At 59.6% G+C, this 18,074-nt stretch carries 15 protein-coding genes and 1 tRNA gene; 7 read left to right on the top strand and 9 right to left on the bottom strand.

The window, feature by feature from the left end; genetic code table 11:
* Positions 1 to 35: 35 nt before the first annotated feature.
* Positions 36 to 1,907 carry an AsmA family protein gene (locus FPY71_RS01425; protein ID WP_149296909.1) on the bottom strand — a complete coding sequence of 624 codons (1,872 nt, stop codon included), beginning with the start codon at positions 1,905 to 1,907 and terminating at the stop codon, positions 36 to 38.
* Between the two features lie 215 nt (positions 1,908 to 2,122).
* Positions 2,123 to 4,831, bottom strand: a complete 2,709-nt coding sequence (locus FPY71_RS01430; protein ID WP_149296911.1) for a PAS domain-containing sensor histidine kinase — start codon at positions 4,829 to 4,831, stop codon at positions 2,123 to 2,125.
* A 159-nt stretch (positions 4,832 to 4,990) separates the two neighbouring features.
* On the opposite strand from FPY71_RS01430, the gene FPY71_RS01435 reads away from it, so the two are divergent.
* Together FPY71_RS01435 and FPY71_RS01440 are read left to right on the top strand one after the other, a co-directional pair.
* Positions 4,991 to 5,512 carry a phasin family protein gene (locus FPY71_RS01435; RefSeq protein WP_246160086.1) on the top strand — a complete coding sequence of 174 codons (522 nt, stop codon included), beginning with the start codon at positions 4,991 to 4,993 and terminating at the stop codon, positions 5,510 to 5,512.
* Positions 5,513 to 5,653: 141 nt separating this feature from the next.
* Positions 5,654 to 5,730: transfer RNA gene (locus FPY71_RS01440), tRNA-His, on the top strand.
* Positions 5,731 to 5,910: 180 nt separating this feature from the next.
* Here FPY71_RS01440 and FPY71_RS01445 read toward each other — a convergent pair.
* The 7 genes from FPY71_RS01445 to FPY71_RS01475 all read right to left on the bottom strand — a co-directional run bounded on the left by FPY71_RS01445 (position 5,911) and on the right by FPY71_RS01475 (position 13,666).
* Positions 5,911 to 6,627 (bottom strand): GntR family transcriptional regulator, encoded by a 717-nt coding sequence (locus FPY71_RS01445; protein ID WP_149296913.1) that lies wholly within the window; start codon positions 6,625 to 6,627, stop codon positions 5,911 to 5,913.
* Between the two features lie 25 nt (positions 6,628 to 6,652).
* The gene (locus tag FPY71_RS01450; protein WP_149296916.1) at positions 6,653 to 7,819 is read right to left on the bottom strand and encodes an alpha/beta hydrolase family protein; all 1,167 of its coding nucleotides are present in this window, start codon (positions 7,817 to 7,819) and stop codon (positions 6,653 to 6,655) included.
* Positions 7,816 to 8,931: an ABC transporter ATP-binding protein gene (locus FPY71_RS01455; RefSeq protein WP_149296918.1), complete on the bottom strand. Its 1,116-nt coding sequence runs from the start codon at positions 8,929 to 8,931 to the stop codon at positions 7,816 to 7,818. Before FPY71_RS01455 ends, FPY71_RS01450 begins: the two co-directional genes overlap by 4 nt.
* Entirely contained in the window at positions 8,928 to 10,061 is a 1,134-nt protein-coding gene (locus tag FPY71_RS01460; protein ID WP_149296921.1) for an ABC transporter ATP-binding protein, read from the bottom strand. Before FPY71_RS01460 ends, FPY71_RS01455 begins: the two co-directional genes overlap by 4 nt.
* Positions 10,061 to 10,975, bottom strand: coding sequence for an ABC transporter permease (locus FPY71_RS01465; RefSeq protein WP_149296923.1), 915 nt, complete (start codon positions 10,973 to 10,975; stop codon positions 10,061 to 10,063). The genes FPY71_RS01460 and FPY71_RS01465 overlap by 1 nt, the downstream gene beginning before the upstream one ends.
* On the bottom strand, positions 10,972 to 11,937 hold the full coding sequence (locus FPY71_RS01470) for an ABC transporter permease (protein WP_149296925.1): 966 nt from the start codon (positions 11,935 to 11,937) through the stop codon (positions 10,972 to 10,974). Before FPY71_RS01470 ends, FPY71_RS01465 begins: the two co-directional genes overlap by 4 nt.
* Before the next feature lie 109 nt (positions 11,938 to 12,046).
* Positions 12,047 to 13,666 carry an ABC transporter substrate-binding protein gene (locus tag FPY71_RS01475; RefSeq protein ID WP_149296927.1) on the bottom strand — a complete coding sequence of 540 codons (1,620 nt, stop codon included), beginning with the start codon at positions 13,664 to 13,666 and terminating at the stop codon, positions 12,047 to 12,049.
* Positions 13,667 to 13,922: 256 nt separating this feature from the next.
* On the opposite strand from FPY71_RS01475, the gene fahA reads away from it, so the two are divergent.
* The 5 genes from fahA to FPY71_RS01500 all read left to right on the top strand — a co-directional run bounded on the left by fahA (position 13,923) and on the right by FPY71_RS01500 (position 18,009).
* Positions 13,923 to 15,191, top strand: a complete 1,269-nt coding sequence (fahA, locus tag FPY71_RS01480) for a fumarylacetoacetase (protein WP_210246225.1) — start codon at positions 13,923 to 13,925, stop codon at positions 15,189 to 15,191.
* Complete coding sequence (locus tag FPY71_RS01485) at positions 15,191 to 16,054, top strand: fumarylacetoacetate hydrolase family protein (RefSeq protein ID WP_149296929.1); 864 nt, start codon at positions 15,191 to 15,193, stop codon at positions 16,052 to 16,054. The genes fahA and FPY71_RS01485 overlap by 1 nt, the downstream gene beginning before the upstream one ends.
* 17 nt (positions 16,055 to 16,071) lie before the next feature.
* Positions 16,072 to 16,767: a fumarylacetoacetate hydrolase family protein gene (locus tag FPY71_RS01490; protein WP_149296931.1), complete on the top strand. Its 696-nt coding sequence runs from the start codon at positions 16,072 to 16,074 to the stop codon at positions 16,765 to 16,767.
* Positions 16,764 to 17,411: a maleylacetoacetate isomerase gene (gene maiA / locus FPY71_RS01495; RefSeq protein ID WP_149296934.1), complete on the top strand. Its 648-nt coding sequence runs from the start codon at positions 16,764 to 16,766 to the stop codon at positions 17,409 to 17,411. Before FPY71_RS01490 ends, maiA begins: the two co-directional genes overlap by 4 nt.
* Before the next feature lie 76 nt (positions 17,412 to 17,487).
* Entirely contained in the window at positions 17,488 to 18,009 is a 522-nt protein-coding gene (locus FPY71_RS01500; RefSeq protein ID WP_149296936.1) for a GNAT family N-acetyltransferase, read from the top strand.
* Positions 18,010 to 18,074: the final 65 nt, after the last annotated feature.

Raw genomic sequence — 18,074 nt, forward strand, 5'->3', positions numbered from 1 at the left:
CAAGGAGTGAAAGGGCAAACCCTTTCCAGTCGCGGTTACATCGGCGTCGACCGGGGGGCGATTTTCAGCTCCGGCGTGGGCCACTTGCCCTGTATGTTAAACTCGATGGGTTTCGATGAAGTGAACGCGGCGGATGTATCGCTCACCTGATTTGGCTCGGGCCAAAAGGCTCCGTCGAGCAGAATGCTCTCATCGCCCATGGTTGCCACGCCATTCATGTCAAATCGGCCAGTGGCGGTTTCAACGCGCAGTGCGTCTATCCACGTGGCTGTTCCGGCATTTGTCAGCCGTGCTTCCAGCTTTTCGAACGAAACGGGAGAGCTGTTCTGCTGCAAGGCAATTTCTTGCGAATTGTTTTCCACCGGAACGATGGCAGGCAAGCCGCCCGCTGCTCCCGCAACGATTGTCATGTCGATGGTGGCGCTGTTACCCTGAACAATGCTTTGCCAGTCTGTCACCGGAATTTCCACATCGGCCACAAGTCCGGTAATACCGGAAAGCCGCATTGCGCCATTGCTCAAAGTGTTGGACAGAACGGATGCGTCCACCCCCTGAAAATTCACCTTGCCTTTCAGCACTGGCGGAAAGCTTTCTGTCGGCAGAGTGAAGCGCGCTTGCGCCCGACCACCCGCCAGAACGGCATCACCAAGGTCCAGAATAGCCGTTCCATTGGCAAATTTGACTGTGGCTGCCAGATCCTGCAATTGCAGCTCGGCAATGCTGACCGTGCGGGCAGAAAGGCGCAAATCCATATTCAGAGCCTGCACAAAGCTCCAGTTGATGCGCCGTTGCAGGTTCAGAATATTGGTTGGCAGAGGGGCAATTGCGTTGCCCACGGCGGCCAGATCCAATTCTTCAAAAGCGATTGTGCCAGTCAACTCGGTCTTTGCATCTTCATGAAAGCGCAACTCGATTGCGCCGCGGCCGGGGGTCTGGCCCAGATTGACTTTCGCTTCTTCAAGCTTTGCACGGTTTTCGGCAAAGTTGAGGTTGGTTTCAAACTGCAGTGCGCCTAGTTCGGGCATCGGGCCGGAAGTCAGGTCCAGCCAGCGCGCCGCGCGAGTGGGTGAGGGGGTGGAAACCCGCAAACGACCTTCCAGGGTGGCCGAATTGCCGTAAGCACCATTGCCGTTGAAGCCTATATCCAGCAGGGGGCTGCTCATAGTCATTCGCAGGGGGCTGGTCTGCCCTTCCAGAAACTTTGCCGGATCGCTGACTTGCAGGTTCAGCTCGGCTGACTGGCCATTCCAGACAAATGAACCCGCAAGTTCAGCCGTGCGGTCTTTTCCTGGCCAGTCCAGGTCGATGTTCACACTGGAAAGAGTATGACCGCCAGTTTGAAAACGAAACAGGCCATCGCGCAGCTCAACCCTGCGAATGCCATCAAAGCGTTCAAAGAAAGAGCGCAGATAGCTGGTCAGCATGTCGCTGGTTTCGTTGACCTGGGCCTGTTCAGGCAGTGTATCCTGTCCTCCAGGCCCTTCGGAAGGTGCGGCGACCGGGGTTTGCCTGGTGTCCAGCTCTGGCCGTATCAATGTCAGGCGGGAAACCTCACTGCGCCCGACAAGTGCGTCCAGCAGATTGAACTGCGCCACAACCTGAGTGACAGTCATGGCGCGCTTGTCGTCCGCGCTGCCGATGCGCACGTCACTCAATCGAACGACAGGCCGGGGCAATAGCTCAAAGCTGGTTTCCCCGGCGACAGACACAGCCTGCCCGGTCAATTGCTGCAACTGCAATTCAAGGTTGGATCTGGCTTTGTCGACATTCAAGGACAGACTGGAATTGGCCAGAACAAGCAAAGCAGCCAGGCCTGCCAGCAAACACAGCCCCACACCCAGCGCAAACAGACGCCTTTTACGCCATGGGCGTTGTGTCTGCGAAGAAGAGGGGAAGTCAGGCAGCAAGTGCTTTCCGTTCTATTCTATCGTTTCCCAGCAGAATGGCGTGGGGTTTCTGGGCCGGGAATTGCTGTAAACCTTGCGATTATGGCAGAAACATAGTGAACAAACACTGAATAACAGTGTTCGCTTCCTGTGAATTCGCCACGCTTTGGTGCTTCAGCTCATGGTCTGCCGCATTGCCCTGCCGTTGAAACGATTCCGCTTCGGCAAGAAACGCTCTAGCGCGTTAATACACGCTGTGGTGGAAATGTCACCTCTACGAGAGTGCCTTCGCCTGGAACTGAATGAATGGTAAAACTGGCAGAATTGGCCTCCACCAGCGCCTTGGTCAGTGAAAGGCCCAGGCCTGTACCATCACCTCGCTCGCGCGATGTGGTATTGACCTGTTGAAACGGCGTCATCGCCTGCACAATCTCATCGCTGTTCATGCCAATTCCGGTATCGCGGAACCGCAACGAAATCTCGCCCGAATTCCCCTGGCTGACAGACACCAGAACCTGGCCGCCCGATGGCGTGAAACGAATGGCATTCGACAGGACATTGAGTGCAATCTGTTTGATTGAGCGCTGATCGGCGACCACCTCTGGCAGAGATGCCGGAAGATTGGTGCGCAATATGACCTTTGCACGTCCTGCCTGTGTCTGCATCAGCGCCACAGCGTCGGAAATTACGCTGGCAATTGATACAGGCTGAAAGTCCAGATGGGCCTTGCCTGCTTCAATTTTGGAAATGTCGAGAAGGTCATTCACCAGATCCAGAAGGTGATGACCGGATTTCTTGATGTCGTGCAGATATTGCACATAGCGCGGATTGCCAATCGGCCCGAAGCTTTCTGAAGCCATGACATCGGCAAAACCGATAATAGCGTTCAAGGGAGTGCGCAGTTCATGACTCATATTGGTCAGGAAGCGGCTTTTCAAAAGGCTGGCATCTTCCGCCTTGCCCCGCTCTGCTATCAATTCTTCTTCAATGCGTTTCCAGTGACCAATATCGCGGATGACAACGCACCAGCCGCGTCCGGCACCCAGCCGGCCAATGGTGATGAACAAAGATAACAGGCCCCCTTGGGCAACCTGTCCCATGACTTCCCGCCCATCATTCATCAAGCCGGGAAAGCCGCCATCGCGCAACAAGGACAGGTAGTCATTCACAGTCTGCCGGCTTTCCTGCGCCATCAGATCGGTCAGCGGCTTGCCCAGACATTGCCCGGCTGCCACATCAAAAAGCGCTTCTGCAGAGCCATTCATGCTGCGAACCAGGCCGTCTTCGGAAAGCAGCAGAATGCCATCCGCGGCGGTGTCCAGCACCGCGCGCAACTCTCCGGCATCTTCTGCATCCGCTTCAATCTGAACCGGTTTCTGAAACAGAAACGCAAGGTAGGACTGGCCGTCCAGTTGCAGCCTCTGCATCTGGCAGGATGCCCGGGCAAGGCTGCCATCGGCCCGCTGTATCCTGATGTGCTGCAAATCATCGGGAATCTGATCAGGCTCGGCCATCAGATATTCCAGCCCGCCGCTTTCGGTCAGGTGTTCTACACTGTCGAATGCTGCAAGCTTCAGAAAACTGTGATTGGCAAAGACGAGCTGGTCCCGCAATTGCAGAAGAACTGCCACTGGCATGGCTTCCAGCAATAGACGGATTTCATCAGGCAGCGCCGGTTGCGGCGGCGCCTCGATCCGCAGATGCGCGCCAATGCTGGCAAAGGCTTCAGCTTCAGCGTCGCTGAGCGCCTTTTCCTCAAATGCCGGGCTGTGCGGGTCTTCAACAATTTCAGACCGAATGGTGCCGAAGCCGCGAACGCCCTCAAACTCAGCGCCCTTGCCGAACACCGGTAAAGCGGCCAATTCCACAACGGCTTTGCGGTCTGTTCCTCCAATGGGCCAATGAACAATTCGTCCCGACCATGTGGTTCGCGCTGCGAGAAGTTGCGCAATCTCGGCTTTCGGGTCGAGGTTCAGCTGATCAGCTACCTCGCTGAATGGCCGCCCTTCCAACCCTTCGGCTGAAGCGCCAACAACCTGCGCCAGTTCGGAGCCAACCGATTCAAAGCGATAATCAGCATCAATTTTCCACGCAAAGCGCACAGGCCCATCTGCCAGCTTGTGCGTTGAAGCCGGGGGCAAGGGGATTTCGGAGGCTGGTTGTCGGGGCGGTTGCGATGACGGGACGGCCCTGGCTGAGCGAACAAGCTTTTCGCGCGATTCAGCGGCCATCTCACGCAGAATATCTGCCCGCTCAGACAAGCGTTCATGCCATCTCTGCACCAGATGCCCCATCGGCGTCACATGTGCATCGGGGTCAGGCGCTGAAGCCTGTTTGGCTAGCGGCGGCTGTTCTGCCGGCAAGGGCGGTTGCGACGCCTCACGGTAGCAAACCAGAGCGTGGCTGCTGCTCAGGCGGGCAAAGGCCAGAAGCTGATCCTGATCGGCAATTTCCAGATAAGCGTCATGTCCGGCCAGAAACTCCTGACCTGCCGCGGCCAGTTCTTCAGCGCGGTCTGCGGGCAGACTTTCGGTTTGCACCACAGTGCCGTTTGCATCGGCTATCAGCGCGGGCTTACCGGCAATGCCCGCCTCGCGCAGAAGCCTGCGGGCCAGAAATGGCCCTTGATCGGGTGCTTTAACAGGGTGCAGACTGGACAACAAAGCAAACAACTGGCCCGACTGGGTCACTGCCAAAGCCAGCCGCACCGTGACGTGGGCAGTGCCGTTGCGCAAATCGCCGGGAAGGCGCAGCTTTACTTCGCCATCACGAGACAGGGCCGGCGCAAATTCGCGCAGCAGTGCCAATGGGTCATGCCCGCGTTCCGGTTCCGTCAGCAAGGGGGCAGCCGCTTCGTTCAGCCAGGAAATACGGTCCAGTTCCGGAGTCAGCACGGCAACGGCACAGCCGGTTTCACCAGCCAGCCGCACTTCTTCCCAGGCCATGATCTCCAGTGGATTCACAATGGTGCCAGATCCCTTGTTATCAGTGACGATTGATCCAGATGGTTGATATTCTGTTAATAATCTTTTGTACCGGGCAAATCCATTGCCCGCAGCATCAATCGCATCGCAAGGTTAATGTCGGTAACGAGGGAAGCGAAAATGGCAGACAAGCAAAAACCCACAGCAGCCGATGCCTCATCCAGGGCTTTTGGCGATATGGAAGACACGTTCAAAGAGGTGCTGGAGCCTGAAAGCATCGCCAGGGCACAGGCAGCAATGGGGCTGGATCCCGAAAAGTTTCAGGAAATGGTGAGCAACCTTGCCGAGCGCGCGGTTGCGCAGTCAAGGCAGGCCTATCAGGTGCTCAAGGCAAATTCCGATGAAGCCACCCGTGCGGTGGAATCAACGTTGGAGAATGTTCATAGCGGCTCACTTTCGCTGTCCAAACAGGCAATTGAGGCTTTGCGCACCAATGCCGATCTGGGCTTTGCCCATCTGGAAAAACTGGGCCGGGTCAAATCCGTTGCGGAACTGGTGGAGCTGCAAACCAGCTATTTCCGGCAGCAGACGGAATTGCTGAACGGTCAGTTGCAAAATCTGCAGAGTTTGTCGCGCACGGTTGCTCAGGAAGTTGTGCGCCCGGGAAAAGAGGCGGTGGAGCGGGCTGGAAAGCCAAAATAGGCTTGTCAGAACAGCAATTGCCGGTGCAAAAATCGCGCCCATTCGGGCGCGATGGCGGTGCTTTACCAGAATTTGCGCGTTGAATGGCTTGCGTCCTGCGACGAATGAATTTATGTGGACGTCATGGCATTGCCATGGTGTGCGGTTGTAGCTCAGTTGGTTAGAGCGTTGGATTGTGGCTCCAGAGGTCGGTGGTTCGAACCCACTCAACCGTACCATTAAAATTATCATTAAAATCAAAAGCTTGAATTTTTCGCTGACGATGTGGCCCAGCGCGACCGTTGTTGATAGAGCAGCGCGGGCCGTAAGGCATGAGGCAGGCCGACCCTCTTTCGCCGTGTGGCGATCAACATTGAGCCTGTGAGTGTTACAGAGCTATCGTATCCGACTCCCGGATGTCATGCTTCCTCGGGCTTTACGAGGACTCTGCGCCGAGCTTTTCTGTCAATTTCATCTGAATCACTCCCGCTGGTGGCCAGCGCTTTCTCTTCGCTGATACGCCGATATGTCGCGCGGGAGCTGAACAGATGTGCTGCCATGGCAGCTTCGGCCCAATCCCCGTCATCTGCAGCGAAGGCTGACACCAGATCATCATGCTGACGATTGCTGCGGATCAGCTCTTCCCGTGTCCAACTGTTGAAGGTTGGGCTGACCACAGGGTTGCGTGCGACCAGATTGACCAGATTGGCGAAGATGGTATTGCCGCCCTGTTTCCATATCCGTCGGTGAAACTGTGCATTCAAGTCTCGGTAACTGCGGCGGTCCGGGTCTGGCAGGTGGATGGCGTGATCCATCCGGCTATGAAAGTCGCGCAGGCTGTCGACAAATTCCGCATCCGATTTCGCCACGGCCATGCCGGTGGCAACCGGTTCCAATGCGGCGCGGGCGGTGAAGATATGGATGACCTCGTTCGGGTCTATCTCCACCACGACCGCGCGGCGATAGGCTTCGCGCTGGATAACGCCCTCGGCCTGAAGTCGCCGCATGGCCTCGCGGATAGGCGTGCGGCTGACGCCCAGCCGGGCGGCAAGCTCGCTTTCCGGGATCGTGTCGCCGCCGATATAGACCCCCTCGGCAATGAGGGCACGGATCTTTGAATAAATGTCGTCTGCCATATTGCGTCTCTGTTGCGCTTGCCTCTTATCCGAAATTTCGGGATGCCAGCCAATCACAAATCAGCTTGACCGCAGCCGCCAGATTGGCAGGCTGGTTGACGAAGTAATGATTGGCCTCGGGTACAACCTGCATGTCCTTGTCGCGAGAGGCGACGGCGGCAAATATCCGGGCGGTATGAGGTTGCGGCACCGCATCATCGGCGCCGCATTCCACCGCCAGAAAAGGCACGCTCACATCCCGCGCCGTCACCAGCGAATCCGCCCGCGTGTGTTGGTGCGACCATTGTGACAGCCAACTGCGCAGCGTAGACACCCGCCCCAGCCCGACCGGGCCGCTGTTCACGGTTTCCGGCGCTCCCAGATAAGTCCAGCCGGGTTTGCGGCCATTGGGATCAATGGTGGGGTCGAGAAAGCGCGGATCGGCCATGGTGCGGTGGGTGACAAAGACCCGCTCCATCTCCTTGCCGCCCCGGCGTTTCAGATCTTCCAGCGTTTGCAGAACGCGAGCGTCGATGCCTGCCATCCGCGCTTTTTGTGCAAGGCGATAGGTGGCCAGAAAATCCGCAGAATAGGGTTCGCTGCGCTGCTCATATCCCGGATGATAGAGGTCAAGTGCCTCGTTGCGCCAGTCGGGGTTCAGCTCGTCTGTGACCGAAGGGTCCAGCCATTCGCTGAGCAAAAGCGCGCGAGAGGAATGGGCAGCAAGGCTCAGAACCGCATCGGCGGCGGGCAGCGCTGCACCGGCGATATCCACCGGATCGCCAGCCGGCGTCGTGGTGATCGTCGGACGCTCCGCCTGTGATTGATAGAGCATGGTCAGCGAGCCGCCTCCGCTCCAGCCACAGAGCACCACTTTGTCGTAACCCCAGTCGCTGCGGGCGGCATGGACCCATGCGCCCAGATCCAGCAGCACATTTTCCATGATCAGGCTTGTGTCGTTGCGTTGATAGCGGCTGCCTGCGCACAGCACATGATATCCTGCCCGCGCCATCGCCTGAGGCAATGGCAGCAGTTGCAACGTCGATGCCGGGTGCATGAAGATCAGCAGCGTCCGCGATGGGCGTTCCGATGGGCAGATCAACAGGCCTTCGACATTGGTCAGCCCCTGCGAGCCATTGAAGCCATAGGTTTCGGTAAAGGCCTGCCCAGAAGCAAAGGAAAGATGTTTCCAGTGAAAATTCAGTTCGGTCATCCGGCGTGATCCAACGTTTCGGCAAGAATGCCGGCATCTGCGGTTTCGGTTACATGGCCCGCGCGCGGTGGCGTCAGGTCGGGATGAGCGCGCGCGGCGCTGTCGTCATGGATATGGCAGCGCACCCGCTGACCGCCCGGCTGCTCTGAAAGGCCCGGTTCCACCGCCTCGCATAGTGCGGTGGTATAGGGGCAGCGTGACGAAAACCGGCAGCCCGGCGGCACTGCCATCGGCGAGGGCACATCGCCGCGCAGTTCCACCCGTTCCGGGGTTTCGCCCGGTTCCATCCGCGGGATCGAGGCCATCAGGCGCTGAGTATACGGGTGCAGCGGGCTGGCCAATATATCCTCGGCCCGGCCTTCTTCGACAATGCGGCCCAGATACATCACGGCGACATGATTGCAGATATAACCCACCGTCGCGATATCATGCGAGATGTACAGGACGGCGAGGCCCAGATCGCGCGACAATTCATCCAGCAGTTCCAGCACGCTGGCCTGAATCGACACATCCAGCATCGACACCGGCTCATCCGCCACGATGAACTTCGGCTCCAGAACCAATGCGCGGGCGATGGCGATGCGCTGCCGTTGCCCGCCCGAAAGATCGGATGGGTAGCGGTCCATATTGTCGGCGGCGGGGATGCGCACCAGCTCCATCGCCTTGATCACCTTCTGGCGTCGCTCGGCAGCGTTGCCGATGCCGTGGATGATCAGCGGCTCCTCAATCACCTGCCCGATGGTCAGGCGCGGGTTCAACGAGGAATAGGGGTCCTGAAAAATGATCTGAGCTTGACGGCGATAGTCTTTCAGCCGCCGTCCTTCGGCTTTGGTTATGTCGTCACCGCGATAGAGGATCTGGCCGTCGGTCGGATGATACATCCGCACCAGCGACATACCGAGGGTGGATTTGCCGCAACCGCTTTCGCCGACAAGGCCGACGATTTCGCGCTCACGAATGCGAAGATCCACACCGTCCAGCGCGCGGGCAGTGGCAGGCTTCACCCCGGCGAGTGCGCTGAAAATGCCGGTTCGGCCTTGGAAATGGGTCTTCAGATCGCGCGCCTCGATCACGGCAGGTGCATCGGCGGCGATGCTCGGGCGGTCGGTCATGCAGCACCCCTCATGTTATGCGCCATATTCCGCCATGTTTCGGGACGGGCAGCGACCTCACGAAACTCTGCCGCGCAGTGGGTAAAATGGCAGGCGGCGGATTGCGCACCATGGCGGACCACCGGCGGTGCAGCGGTGCGGCACAGATCGGTGGCAAAGGGGCAGCGGCTGGCAAAGCGGCAGCCCGGCGGTGGCAGCAAGAGGTTTGGCACCACCCCGGGGATAGAGATCAGCGGCTGGCGCGGTGCGCCCGGCACCGGCAGGCGCGGAAAGGCATTCTGCAACCCCATGGTGTAGGGGTGCAGCGGGTGTTTCAGCACGTCGGCCGTCGGTCCGCTTTCGGCCATTTTGCCGGCATACATCACCACGGTGTTCTCGCAGGTCTCGGCGACCACGGCGATGTCATGGGTCACAAGTATCATCGAGCGGCGCATATGGGCATGGATGCCCCGGATGCGGGTCATGATCTGCGATTGCATGATCGGGTCCAGCGCGGTTGTAGGCTCATCCGCCAGCAGCATCCCGGCATTGAGCGCCAGCGCCATTGCGATGACGGCACGCTGCCGCATCCCGCCGGAAAACTGATGCGGAAATTCGTAAAGCCGCCCGGCGGGCAAACCGACAAGCGCGAACATCTCCTCCGCGCGAGCCCAAGCAACCGCCTTGCTGACGCGCTCATGCGCACGGATCGCTTCACAGATCTGGTCGCCGATAGTGTAGACGGGGTCAAGCGAGTTCATCGCGCTTTGGGTGATCAGGGAAATGCGTTTCCAGCGGATATCGCGCAGCGCATCGTCATTTAGGCCGAGAATATTCTGCCCGTCGAGCAGCGCCTGGCCCGCAATATAAGTGCCGGCGGGTTGCAGGCCCATCAGCGCCTTGACCACGGTGCTTTTGCCGCAGCCGCTTTCGCCGACAAGGCCCAGATTGGTGCCTGCGGGCACTTCAAAGCTGATATCTTCAACCGCGTGAAACCTGCCGCGCAGCGTGGAATAGCCGATCGACAGCCCTTCCACCTGAAGCCGGGCGGCAGGCTTGGTGGCAAGCCGCCGGTTCAACTGCTCCAGCTCGGCCAGTGTGGCGGCAGTGGCGGGCCGGGTGCCGGCGCGCGGGGTAGCAACGGTTGCCATCAGCGCCTCCTCAGGCGGGGGTTGGTCTGTTCCTCATAGGCGCGGCCGATCAGGTAGAGAGCCGAAACCAGCATCACGAGAGCAAGGGAAGGCGGGACCACCCACCACCATGCGGTGCGCAGATTGCCGCTGGTGAAGGCCGTGTTCAGCATCTGGCCCCAGCTGATCACGGTGGGGTCTCCAAGGCCAAGGAAGGCAAGGCTCGCCTCGGTGAGGATGGCGAAGGCCACCGACATCGTCACCCAGAGAAAGATCACCCGCACGATATTGGGCAGAATATGCCGCATGATGATGTGAAAATGCGACGCCCCGGCGGCGCGTGCCCATTTGACATAGATCCGCTCGCGCTCGGTCAGCACGGCGGAGCGGATAATCCGCGCGCCGTTGCGCCAGAACAGTATGGTGATCACGAGAATGATATTCTCGACACTCGGCCCCAGCAGAGCCACAGCGACGATTGCGAAGGGCAGAGTGGGGATCGACAGCGCGACGTCGGTAATCCGCATCAGCACATCATCGACCCAGCCGCCAAAATAACCCGACAGCACACCGAACACGGTTGAGATGAAACCGACGGCGATGGCTGCGACAAGGCCCACCAGCAGCGCCACGCGAAAGCCGTACAGGAACTGGCTCAGCACATCATTGCCGAAGGCGGTGGTGCCCATCAGATACTCGGCCGAGGGCGGGCGCAGGCGGGCCAGACGACCGGTTTCCGTCATCATTGCCTTGAAAGGATCGAACGGGGCCAGCAGCGGTGCCGTCAGCGCGATGATGATGAACAATATCAGGATCGCGACGCCGACAACGGCAAAACTGTCCTGCATCACCAGGCGAAGCGAGTTCCAGGCGGCACGCCACGGGCTGCGGCCCTGAATAGCGGCGGGTGTGACGGAGGTTTGAATGTTGTTCATTTATAGACCACCCGCGGATCGAGTTTGCCATACACAAGGTCAGCAGCAAGGTTTGCCAGCACGATCATCACCGCCAGCAGGAAAAAGGCCGCCTGCGCCACCGGATAATCCTGCCGCGTCACCGCCAGCACCAGTTCGCGCCCGACGCCGGGCCAGGAGAAGACGATCTCGATCACCACAATGCCTGCGATGGTTTCAGCGAGTGCCGGAAACAGCCAGGTGATCAATGGCAGCATGGAATTGCGTGCGGCATGCCAGGCGACGCGGTGTTGCGGTACGCCTTTGGCGCGGACCAGCTCGATATAGTCCTCGGTTCGGTTCTCAACCACGCCGGAGCGCATGAGCAGCAGGTTTTCCGGCATGAAATAGATGATGACGGCAATGAGCGGCAGCGCCAGGTGGTGCAGGAAATCCAGCGTCATGTAGCGGGCAAAGCCGGTCGTCTGGCCGGGATCGCCCATTCCAAAGCCGGGAAACCAGCCCAGCGTGCTGGAGAACACGGTCAGCAGCGCGATGCCGATCACGAAATTGGGCACGCCTCGAATGACGGTTGCCATGAAGATGCCGGAGCGCTCCAGCTTGCCGCCGCGTTTGGCCCAGCCGACAGCGGTGCCGATGGCCGCGCCCAGAGCCGCGCCAAGCAGCAAGCCCGGAACTGCAATCCACAGCGTATTCACGATCAGCGGTGTCAGCACCTCCCACACCGGCTTGCGGTAGAGGAAGGACGATCCGAAATTGCCAGTCAGGATATTGCCCAGATAGGCAACATACTGGTCCCAGAGGGTGCCAGTCAGTCCCCATTGCTCCAGCAGGGCCTGACGGGCCTCTTCGGTCAGGCCGCGTTCAAGGAGAAGGGCCGTCGGATCGGCAGGCATCACGCGGAACATGAAAAACATGATCGTGGTGACTGCCCAGACGACAAGCACACTCTGTGCCAGGCGGCGGAGGATATAGGCGCGCATGAGGTTCTCTGGCTGGCTCGAAATTGCTGGCTGTGGCCTGCCCTCAGACAGGCCCGGCGACGCGGCGTTCCGGCTCCGTACAACGGAGCCGGAACTCAGGGTTCAGCAGTTACTTCTTGGGGTAGTGCAGGCGACCCTGCGCATCCCAGCCAAAGCCGGCTTCCGTCAATGCAGCGCGGGCGGCTTCGATGTCGAACGCAATTTCCGGCAGGTCCTTGTTGTACCACATCGTCAGTTGCTTCGGCACCGGGCCTTCGCCAGCAGGAACGGCAAAGCCCAGCCAGCCCTCAATCGCGGCGCGGTCCTTGGCGGTTGCCATGCGCAGCGCCTTGCGGAAGGCCTCATTGGTGAACGGCTCTTTTGAATTGTTGAGCCAGACGAGCATGGTGCCATGCGACGGAATCTCGAGGAAATCGAGCTGCTCGTTCTGCTCTGCCAGATCGCTCATCGCGGCGACAGGCAGCACCATGGTTGCAATATCGCCAGTGCCCGACAGCATGGCCGAACGGATAGCATCGGCCTGACCCAGAGCCAGACGGCGCACGCCATCATAGCCAGGGGCATGGAAGTGGTCGGGGTTCGCATCCAGTTCGTGGACCTCGTTTACACGCCATGTCTTGAACTTGAATGGGCCGCTGCCGATAGCCACGCCATCCGCCACCACATCACGCGCCACCATATCGCCGCTATAGTCCGCCCACAAATGTTCCGGCAGGATGAATGCATAGGGCAGAACTGTCGCTATGAACGATGCATCCGGGGTCTTCAGCTTCACGTTGAAGGTCAGGTCATCGACCTTTTCCGCCGAGGCGATATTGGCAATGCGCGACGACATTGCAGGGGGTTGCAGCTCCACCACCTTGTTAAGGGTGAACACTGCGTCGTCTGCCGTCACCGCTTCGCCGTCGTGGAACTTCATCCCCTCGCGCAGAGTGATTTTCAACGTTGTCGGGTCGGTGAATTCCCATGCGCTTGCGGCCCACGGAATTGTCTCCCCTTCGGCATTGTTCTTGGCGAATGTGTCATAGACAAAGCGCAGCCAGCCCACAGCGCCCTCTTCGGCAAGAGGGTTATAGGTCGTGACATCTTCGTAATGCGCCCAGTCGAGCCAGCGGTCATCGGTCAACGGCTTTGCCGAAAGCCACGGGTCAATCAGCCCCTCATGTGCAGCAACGGGCGCGGGAGAGGTGATGTTTTCCCATTTCTGGCTGTTCCAAAGAATGCCATAGACAGTATTGGTCGCGGGCCACCATGGCATCGTGTCATAGAAATGTTGCTGTGCCGCGTGGGTGGCGGCAATGCGCTCATCCTGATTGATCAGCTCGCGCTGGTCCTTGACCATCTCGGTATAGGCTTCATCGCACCATTTTGCGCCATTGCGCCGCGCGCCGCAGGCACCCAGATCATGCAGCCAATAGGTCGGGTCTACCCGGTCCGGGTCAGCGCCGACGGTGAACACGGCCATATCTTCCAGTCCGCCGCCCACCATGATGTTCGAGATGAAGGTGCTGAACTGTACCGGTTGCATCTGGAACGTCAGGCCAAGCTTGGCCCATTCTTCCGAAAGCACACGGGCCGATTGTTCATACATCGGCCCCATATCGGCGGCGTAATAGGCAATTTTCAGTTCCGGTACCGGCTCGCCCAGATCCTGGGCGAAAGCGGGCGCAGCTAAAGTGACAAGTCCTGTGGCAAGCCAAAGCGGCAGCCTCCTGACGGTGGCAGTCATCGTTTTCTCCTCCCAAAGCACCGAGCCTGTCCACGGGCTGCACGGCACTCCTCTGCCGCCTCGCCAATTCTCTTTTTGGTCGGTACGAGGTAAAAGTGTATACGATTTTCAACGTAGTCAATCATTTTTTGCTTGATTTCAGGATTAAATTGTAAAAATTGAATGCAGTTTGGCTGTGCAGGCGAAAACGTCGCTCGCCGATAGGTCATGTGGAAATCGAGTCCGCGGGGCCAGACAAAAGCTCGGGAGGGTTTGCGTGAAACATTCATGGATCGACGGGGCACAGGCTCCGGAGTGCGATTTTCCACTGGCGAATCTGCCCTATGGCGTTTTCTCGACGGCGGGGCATGGCCCGCGCTGCGGTGTGGCCATTGGCGATCACGTGCTGGATCTGGCCGCACTGGCAGCGGGCGGGTTGTTGCCGGCTGGCGATCACGGTTTTGACCAGCCTTCGCTGAACCGGTTCATGGCCTCGGGGCCAGAGGCATGGGCCGCGCTGCGCGCAAGGCTGACGGATCTGCTGGCTGAAGGGGGCAGCCCTGATCTGCGGGAAAATGCTGCCTTGCGCGCCCGCGCTGTGCTGCCGCTGGCGGCAGTGCAGATGCATCTGCCGGTGGAGGTGAAGGGATATACGGATTTTTATGCCGGGCGGCAGCACGCCTTCAATTCGGGCTCGATCCTGCGCGGGCCGGAAAATGCGCTGACGCCGAACTGGTCACATATGCCCATCGGCTATAATGGCCGGGTATCGACCGTGGTGGTCTCCGGCACGCCGGTGCGCCGTCCTCTCGGGCAGGTCATGGGCGAGGGTGCGCCAACATTCGGCCCGTCGAAGCGGCTGGATATCGAGGTGGAATTCGGAGCAATCGTCGCCCTGCCGACCGAGCTTGGCCAGACCCTGACGGTGGCCGAGGCGTGGGAGCATCTGTTTGGATTCGTGCTGCTGAATGACTGGTCGGCGCGCGACATCCAGCGGTGGGAGGGGCAGCCTCTTGGCCCGTTCCAGTCCAAGGCCTTCGCCACCACGATCAGTCCCTGGGTGGTGACCCGCGCTGCGTTGGAACAATGCCGCCGCTCCGGCCCTGCCCGCGATACTGCACTGCTGCCCTATTTGCAGGAGGAGGCAGATTACTTTTTTGATGTGAAGCTGGAGGCGCATCTGGCGCCCCAAGGGGCCGCGCAGGCGAGCCGTATAGTGCAAACCAATACCGCGCATCTCTATTATTCCGCGCCGCAGCTTTTGGCGCACCACGCAGTCTGTGGCTGCCGGATGCAGACCGGCGACCTGCTCGGCTCCGGAACCATTTCCGGGCCGGAGCGCGGCAATTTTGGCTGCCTCATGGAGCAAAGCTGGGGTGGGCGCGATGAGATTGCGCTGGAGCATGGCGGCAGCCGGATCTTCCTTGAAGATGGCGACAGCGTGACCCTGACCGGTTGGGGGGAAGTGAATGGCCAGCGGATCGGCTTTGGCCGCTGCGAAGGGCAGATTCTGCCCGCGGCAACCGCTGTTGGAAAGGCATTCTGATGCGTCTGTGCAGATTTGATGACAATCGTTTGGGTGTGGTCCGTGGTGCGCCAGATGCACTGGTGGTTCACGATGTGACCGGCATTCTGGAGGCGCTGCCTGCGTTTCGCTACCCGCTGCCCGACCATGACCCGTTGATCGCGGCACTGCCCGACCTGCGTAGCAGGATCGAAGCGATGGCCGATGCGGCCACCGCGATACCACTGGCAGGCCTGCGCTTGCTGCCGCCCGTCGCCTCGCCGCGCAAGATTGTGGCTGCCCCGGTGAATTATCGTCTGCACCATGAGGAGGCGCTGGCCGATGACACGATTCACCATAGCACCAATATTCTGCCGATCGACAAGGCAGGGCTGTTTCTCAAGGCCACAAGCTCGCTGATCGGCGCGTCGGATCCGGTGGTGATCCGCTTCCCCGAGGCGCGCAATGACCACGAGATTGAACTGGTCGCGGTGATCGGTGCCCGCGCAAACCGGGTGTCGCGGCATGAGGCACTGTCTTACGTAGCGGGCTATGCCATCGGACTTGATATGACCGTACGCGGCACACAGGAGCGCAGCATGCGCAAATCCTGCGACAGCTACACCGTGCTTGGCCCCTGGCTGGTGACTGCGGATGAAATCCCCAACCCCTCGGCTCTGGATCTGCATCTTTTGGTCAATGGCGAAACCCGTCAACAGACATCGACTGCCAATTTGCTTCGCGATGTGGCGGAGCTGATCGAAAAGGCCTCGGCCTTCTACACGCTGATGCCGGGCGATCTGCTGTTTACCGGCACCCCCGAAGGCGTCGCACCGGTGAAACCCGGCGATGTGATGACCGCGCGGATCACGGGCATCGGACAAATGGAAATCGCGGTTCGCTGACCGCAGGGAGAACTATAATGGATTACATTTTCGCACCGCTTCCGGTTCAGAGTCTTCCCGTCGTTGGTGTAGACAGTCTTTTTGCGCTGCGCCGCATTTTCTGCGTTGGCCGCAACTATGCAGACCATATCCGCGAAATGGGTTTTCAGCCGGAGCGGGAGGCGCCGTTCTTCTTCACCAAGCCGATTGATGCGCTGGTGCACGATGGCGAAACAGTCGCCTATCCGCCATTGACCGAGAACTTCCACCACGAGGCGGAGCTGGTGATTGCCATCGGCAAGGCGGGGGCGGATATCGCGGTCGAAAACGCGCTTGACCATGTTTACGGCTACGCCGTCGGCAATGACCTGACCCGGCGTGATATGCAATTTGCGTTGCGCGACAGGGGGCGGCCATGGGACTGGAGCAAGGCCTTCGACCGCTCTGCCGTGGTGGGGCCGATCACTCCGATGCCGGGGCAGGCGCTGTCGGGATCAACGCGGATCTCCCTGACGGTCAATGACGAAACACGTCAGGATGCCACGCTTGATACAATGATCTGGAACGTGCCGGAGATCATCGCGGCATTGTCCTCCTCGGTCACGATACAGCCCGGGGATCTGGTCTTCACCGGCACCCCGGCAGGTGTGGGGCCGATGCATCCGGGCGACCGCTGCACGGTTGCCATCGAGGGGCTGACGCCGGTTACTACGCAGATCGGCCCGAGAGCATGAGTGAAATCCGCCTGCACAGCTACTTCCGTTCTTCCACCTCTGTGCGGGTGCGGGTGGCGCTGGCGATGAAGGGCCTCGACTACGATTATGTCGCCTGGAACCTGCGGGCGGCAGAGCAGCGCTCTTCCGACTTTCTGGCGATCAATCCGCAGGGCCTTGTGCCGGCACTCGAAGTTGACGGCCTGATCCTTCGCCAATCGCTACCAATCATCGAATATCTGGACGAACGCTTTCCACAGCCTGCACTTTTGCCCTCCGATAGTGCGGGGCGGGCGCGGGTGCGGGCACTTGCCGCCATGATTGCGTGCGAGGTCCATCCGTTGAACAACCTGCGGGTTCTGCGCTATCTGCAAAGCACGTTTGCCGCGGATACAGAAGCACAGGCCGCATGGTTCTGCCATTGGACTCGTGCGACCCTCGACCCACTGGAGTCGATCGTCGCATCTGCACCGGAAACCGGCGTGTTCTGTCATGGCGACCAGCCCGGCCTGGCGGATATCTGCGTGTTTGCGCAGTTTCTCAACAACCGCCGGTTCGGATTGGCGGACAGCGAATGGCCGGTGCTGGCTCGCATCCACGCAGCATGCATGGAAATCGCGGCGTTTCGCGCTGCCGAACCTGACATGCAGCCCGACGCCAAATAGCCGAATGCTGAAACCAGGCCCGCAGACCTTGCGGGCGGATGCGGTTTGAAGCTCGTGGTCAGCGAGGGAAGGTGACATGACGATAAGGATAGAGACGGATCGCCTTGTCCTGACCGCTCCTGTCATTGACGATTTTGACTGCAGCGTTGTTATGCACCATGGCGAGACCATGGCTCGTTACACTGGCGGAAAGCTTTTAAACCGCGAAGATGTGTGGAGGAAACTGCTGCAGCGAATGGGCCATTGGACGGCTTTTGGATATGGCGTCTTCACAGTGCGCCGAAGTGCGGACAACATCTTCATTGGCGAAGTGGGTCTGGCACATTTTTGTCGCGGCTTTGGCGAGGCGTTCGATGGTTTTCCGGAAGCGGCCTGGATGATCACTGCGCACGCGCACGGCAAAGGCTACGCACAAGAGGCTGTTCAGGAGGCGCACCGTTGGATGACATCCCGGCATGCGATGAGACGTTCAGTGTGCATCATTCATCCTGAAAATGTCGCCTCGCTCCATGTCGCGCGGAACGTGGGATATGAGCAGACCGGTGAGGTTCATTACCGTGATGCCACGCCCTTGATGTTTGAGCGCTTCGCATCGTGAGGTAAAGAGCCGAGCTGACTTGTGTCTCGGAGCTTTTCCGCAAATCAGGCCCGGGCATCCAGTTC

The sequence above is a fragment of the Aureimonas fodinaquatilis genome, assembly GCF_008369445.1.
GTDB lineage: Bacteria > Pseudomonadota > Alphaproteobacteria > Rhizobiales > Rhizobiaceae > Aureimonas > Aureimonas fodinaquatilis.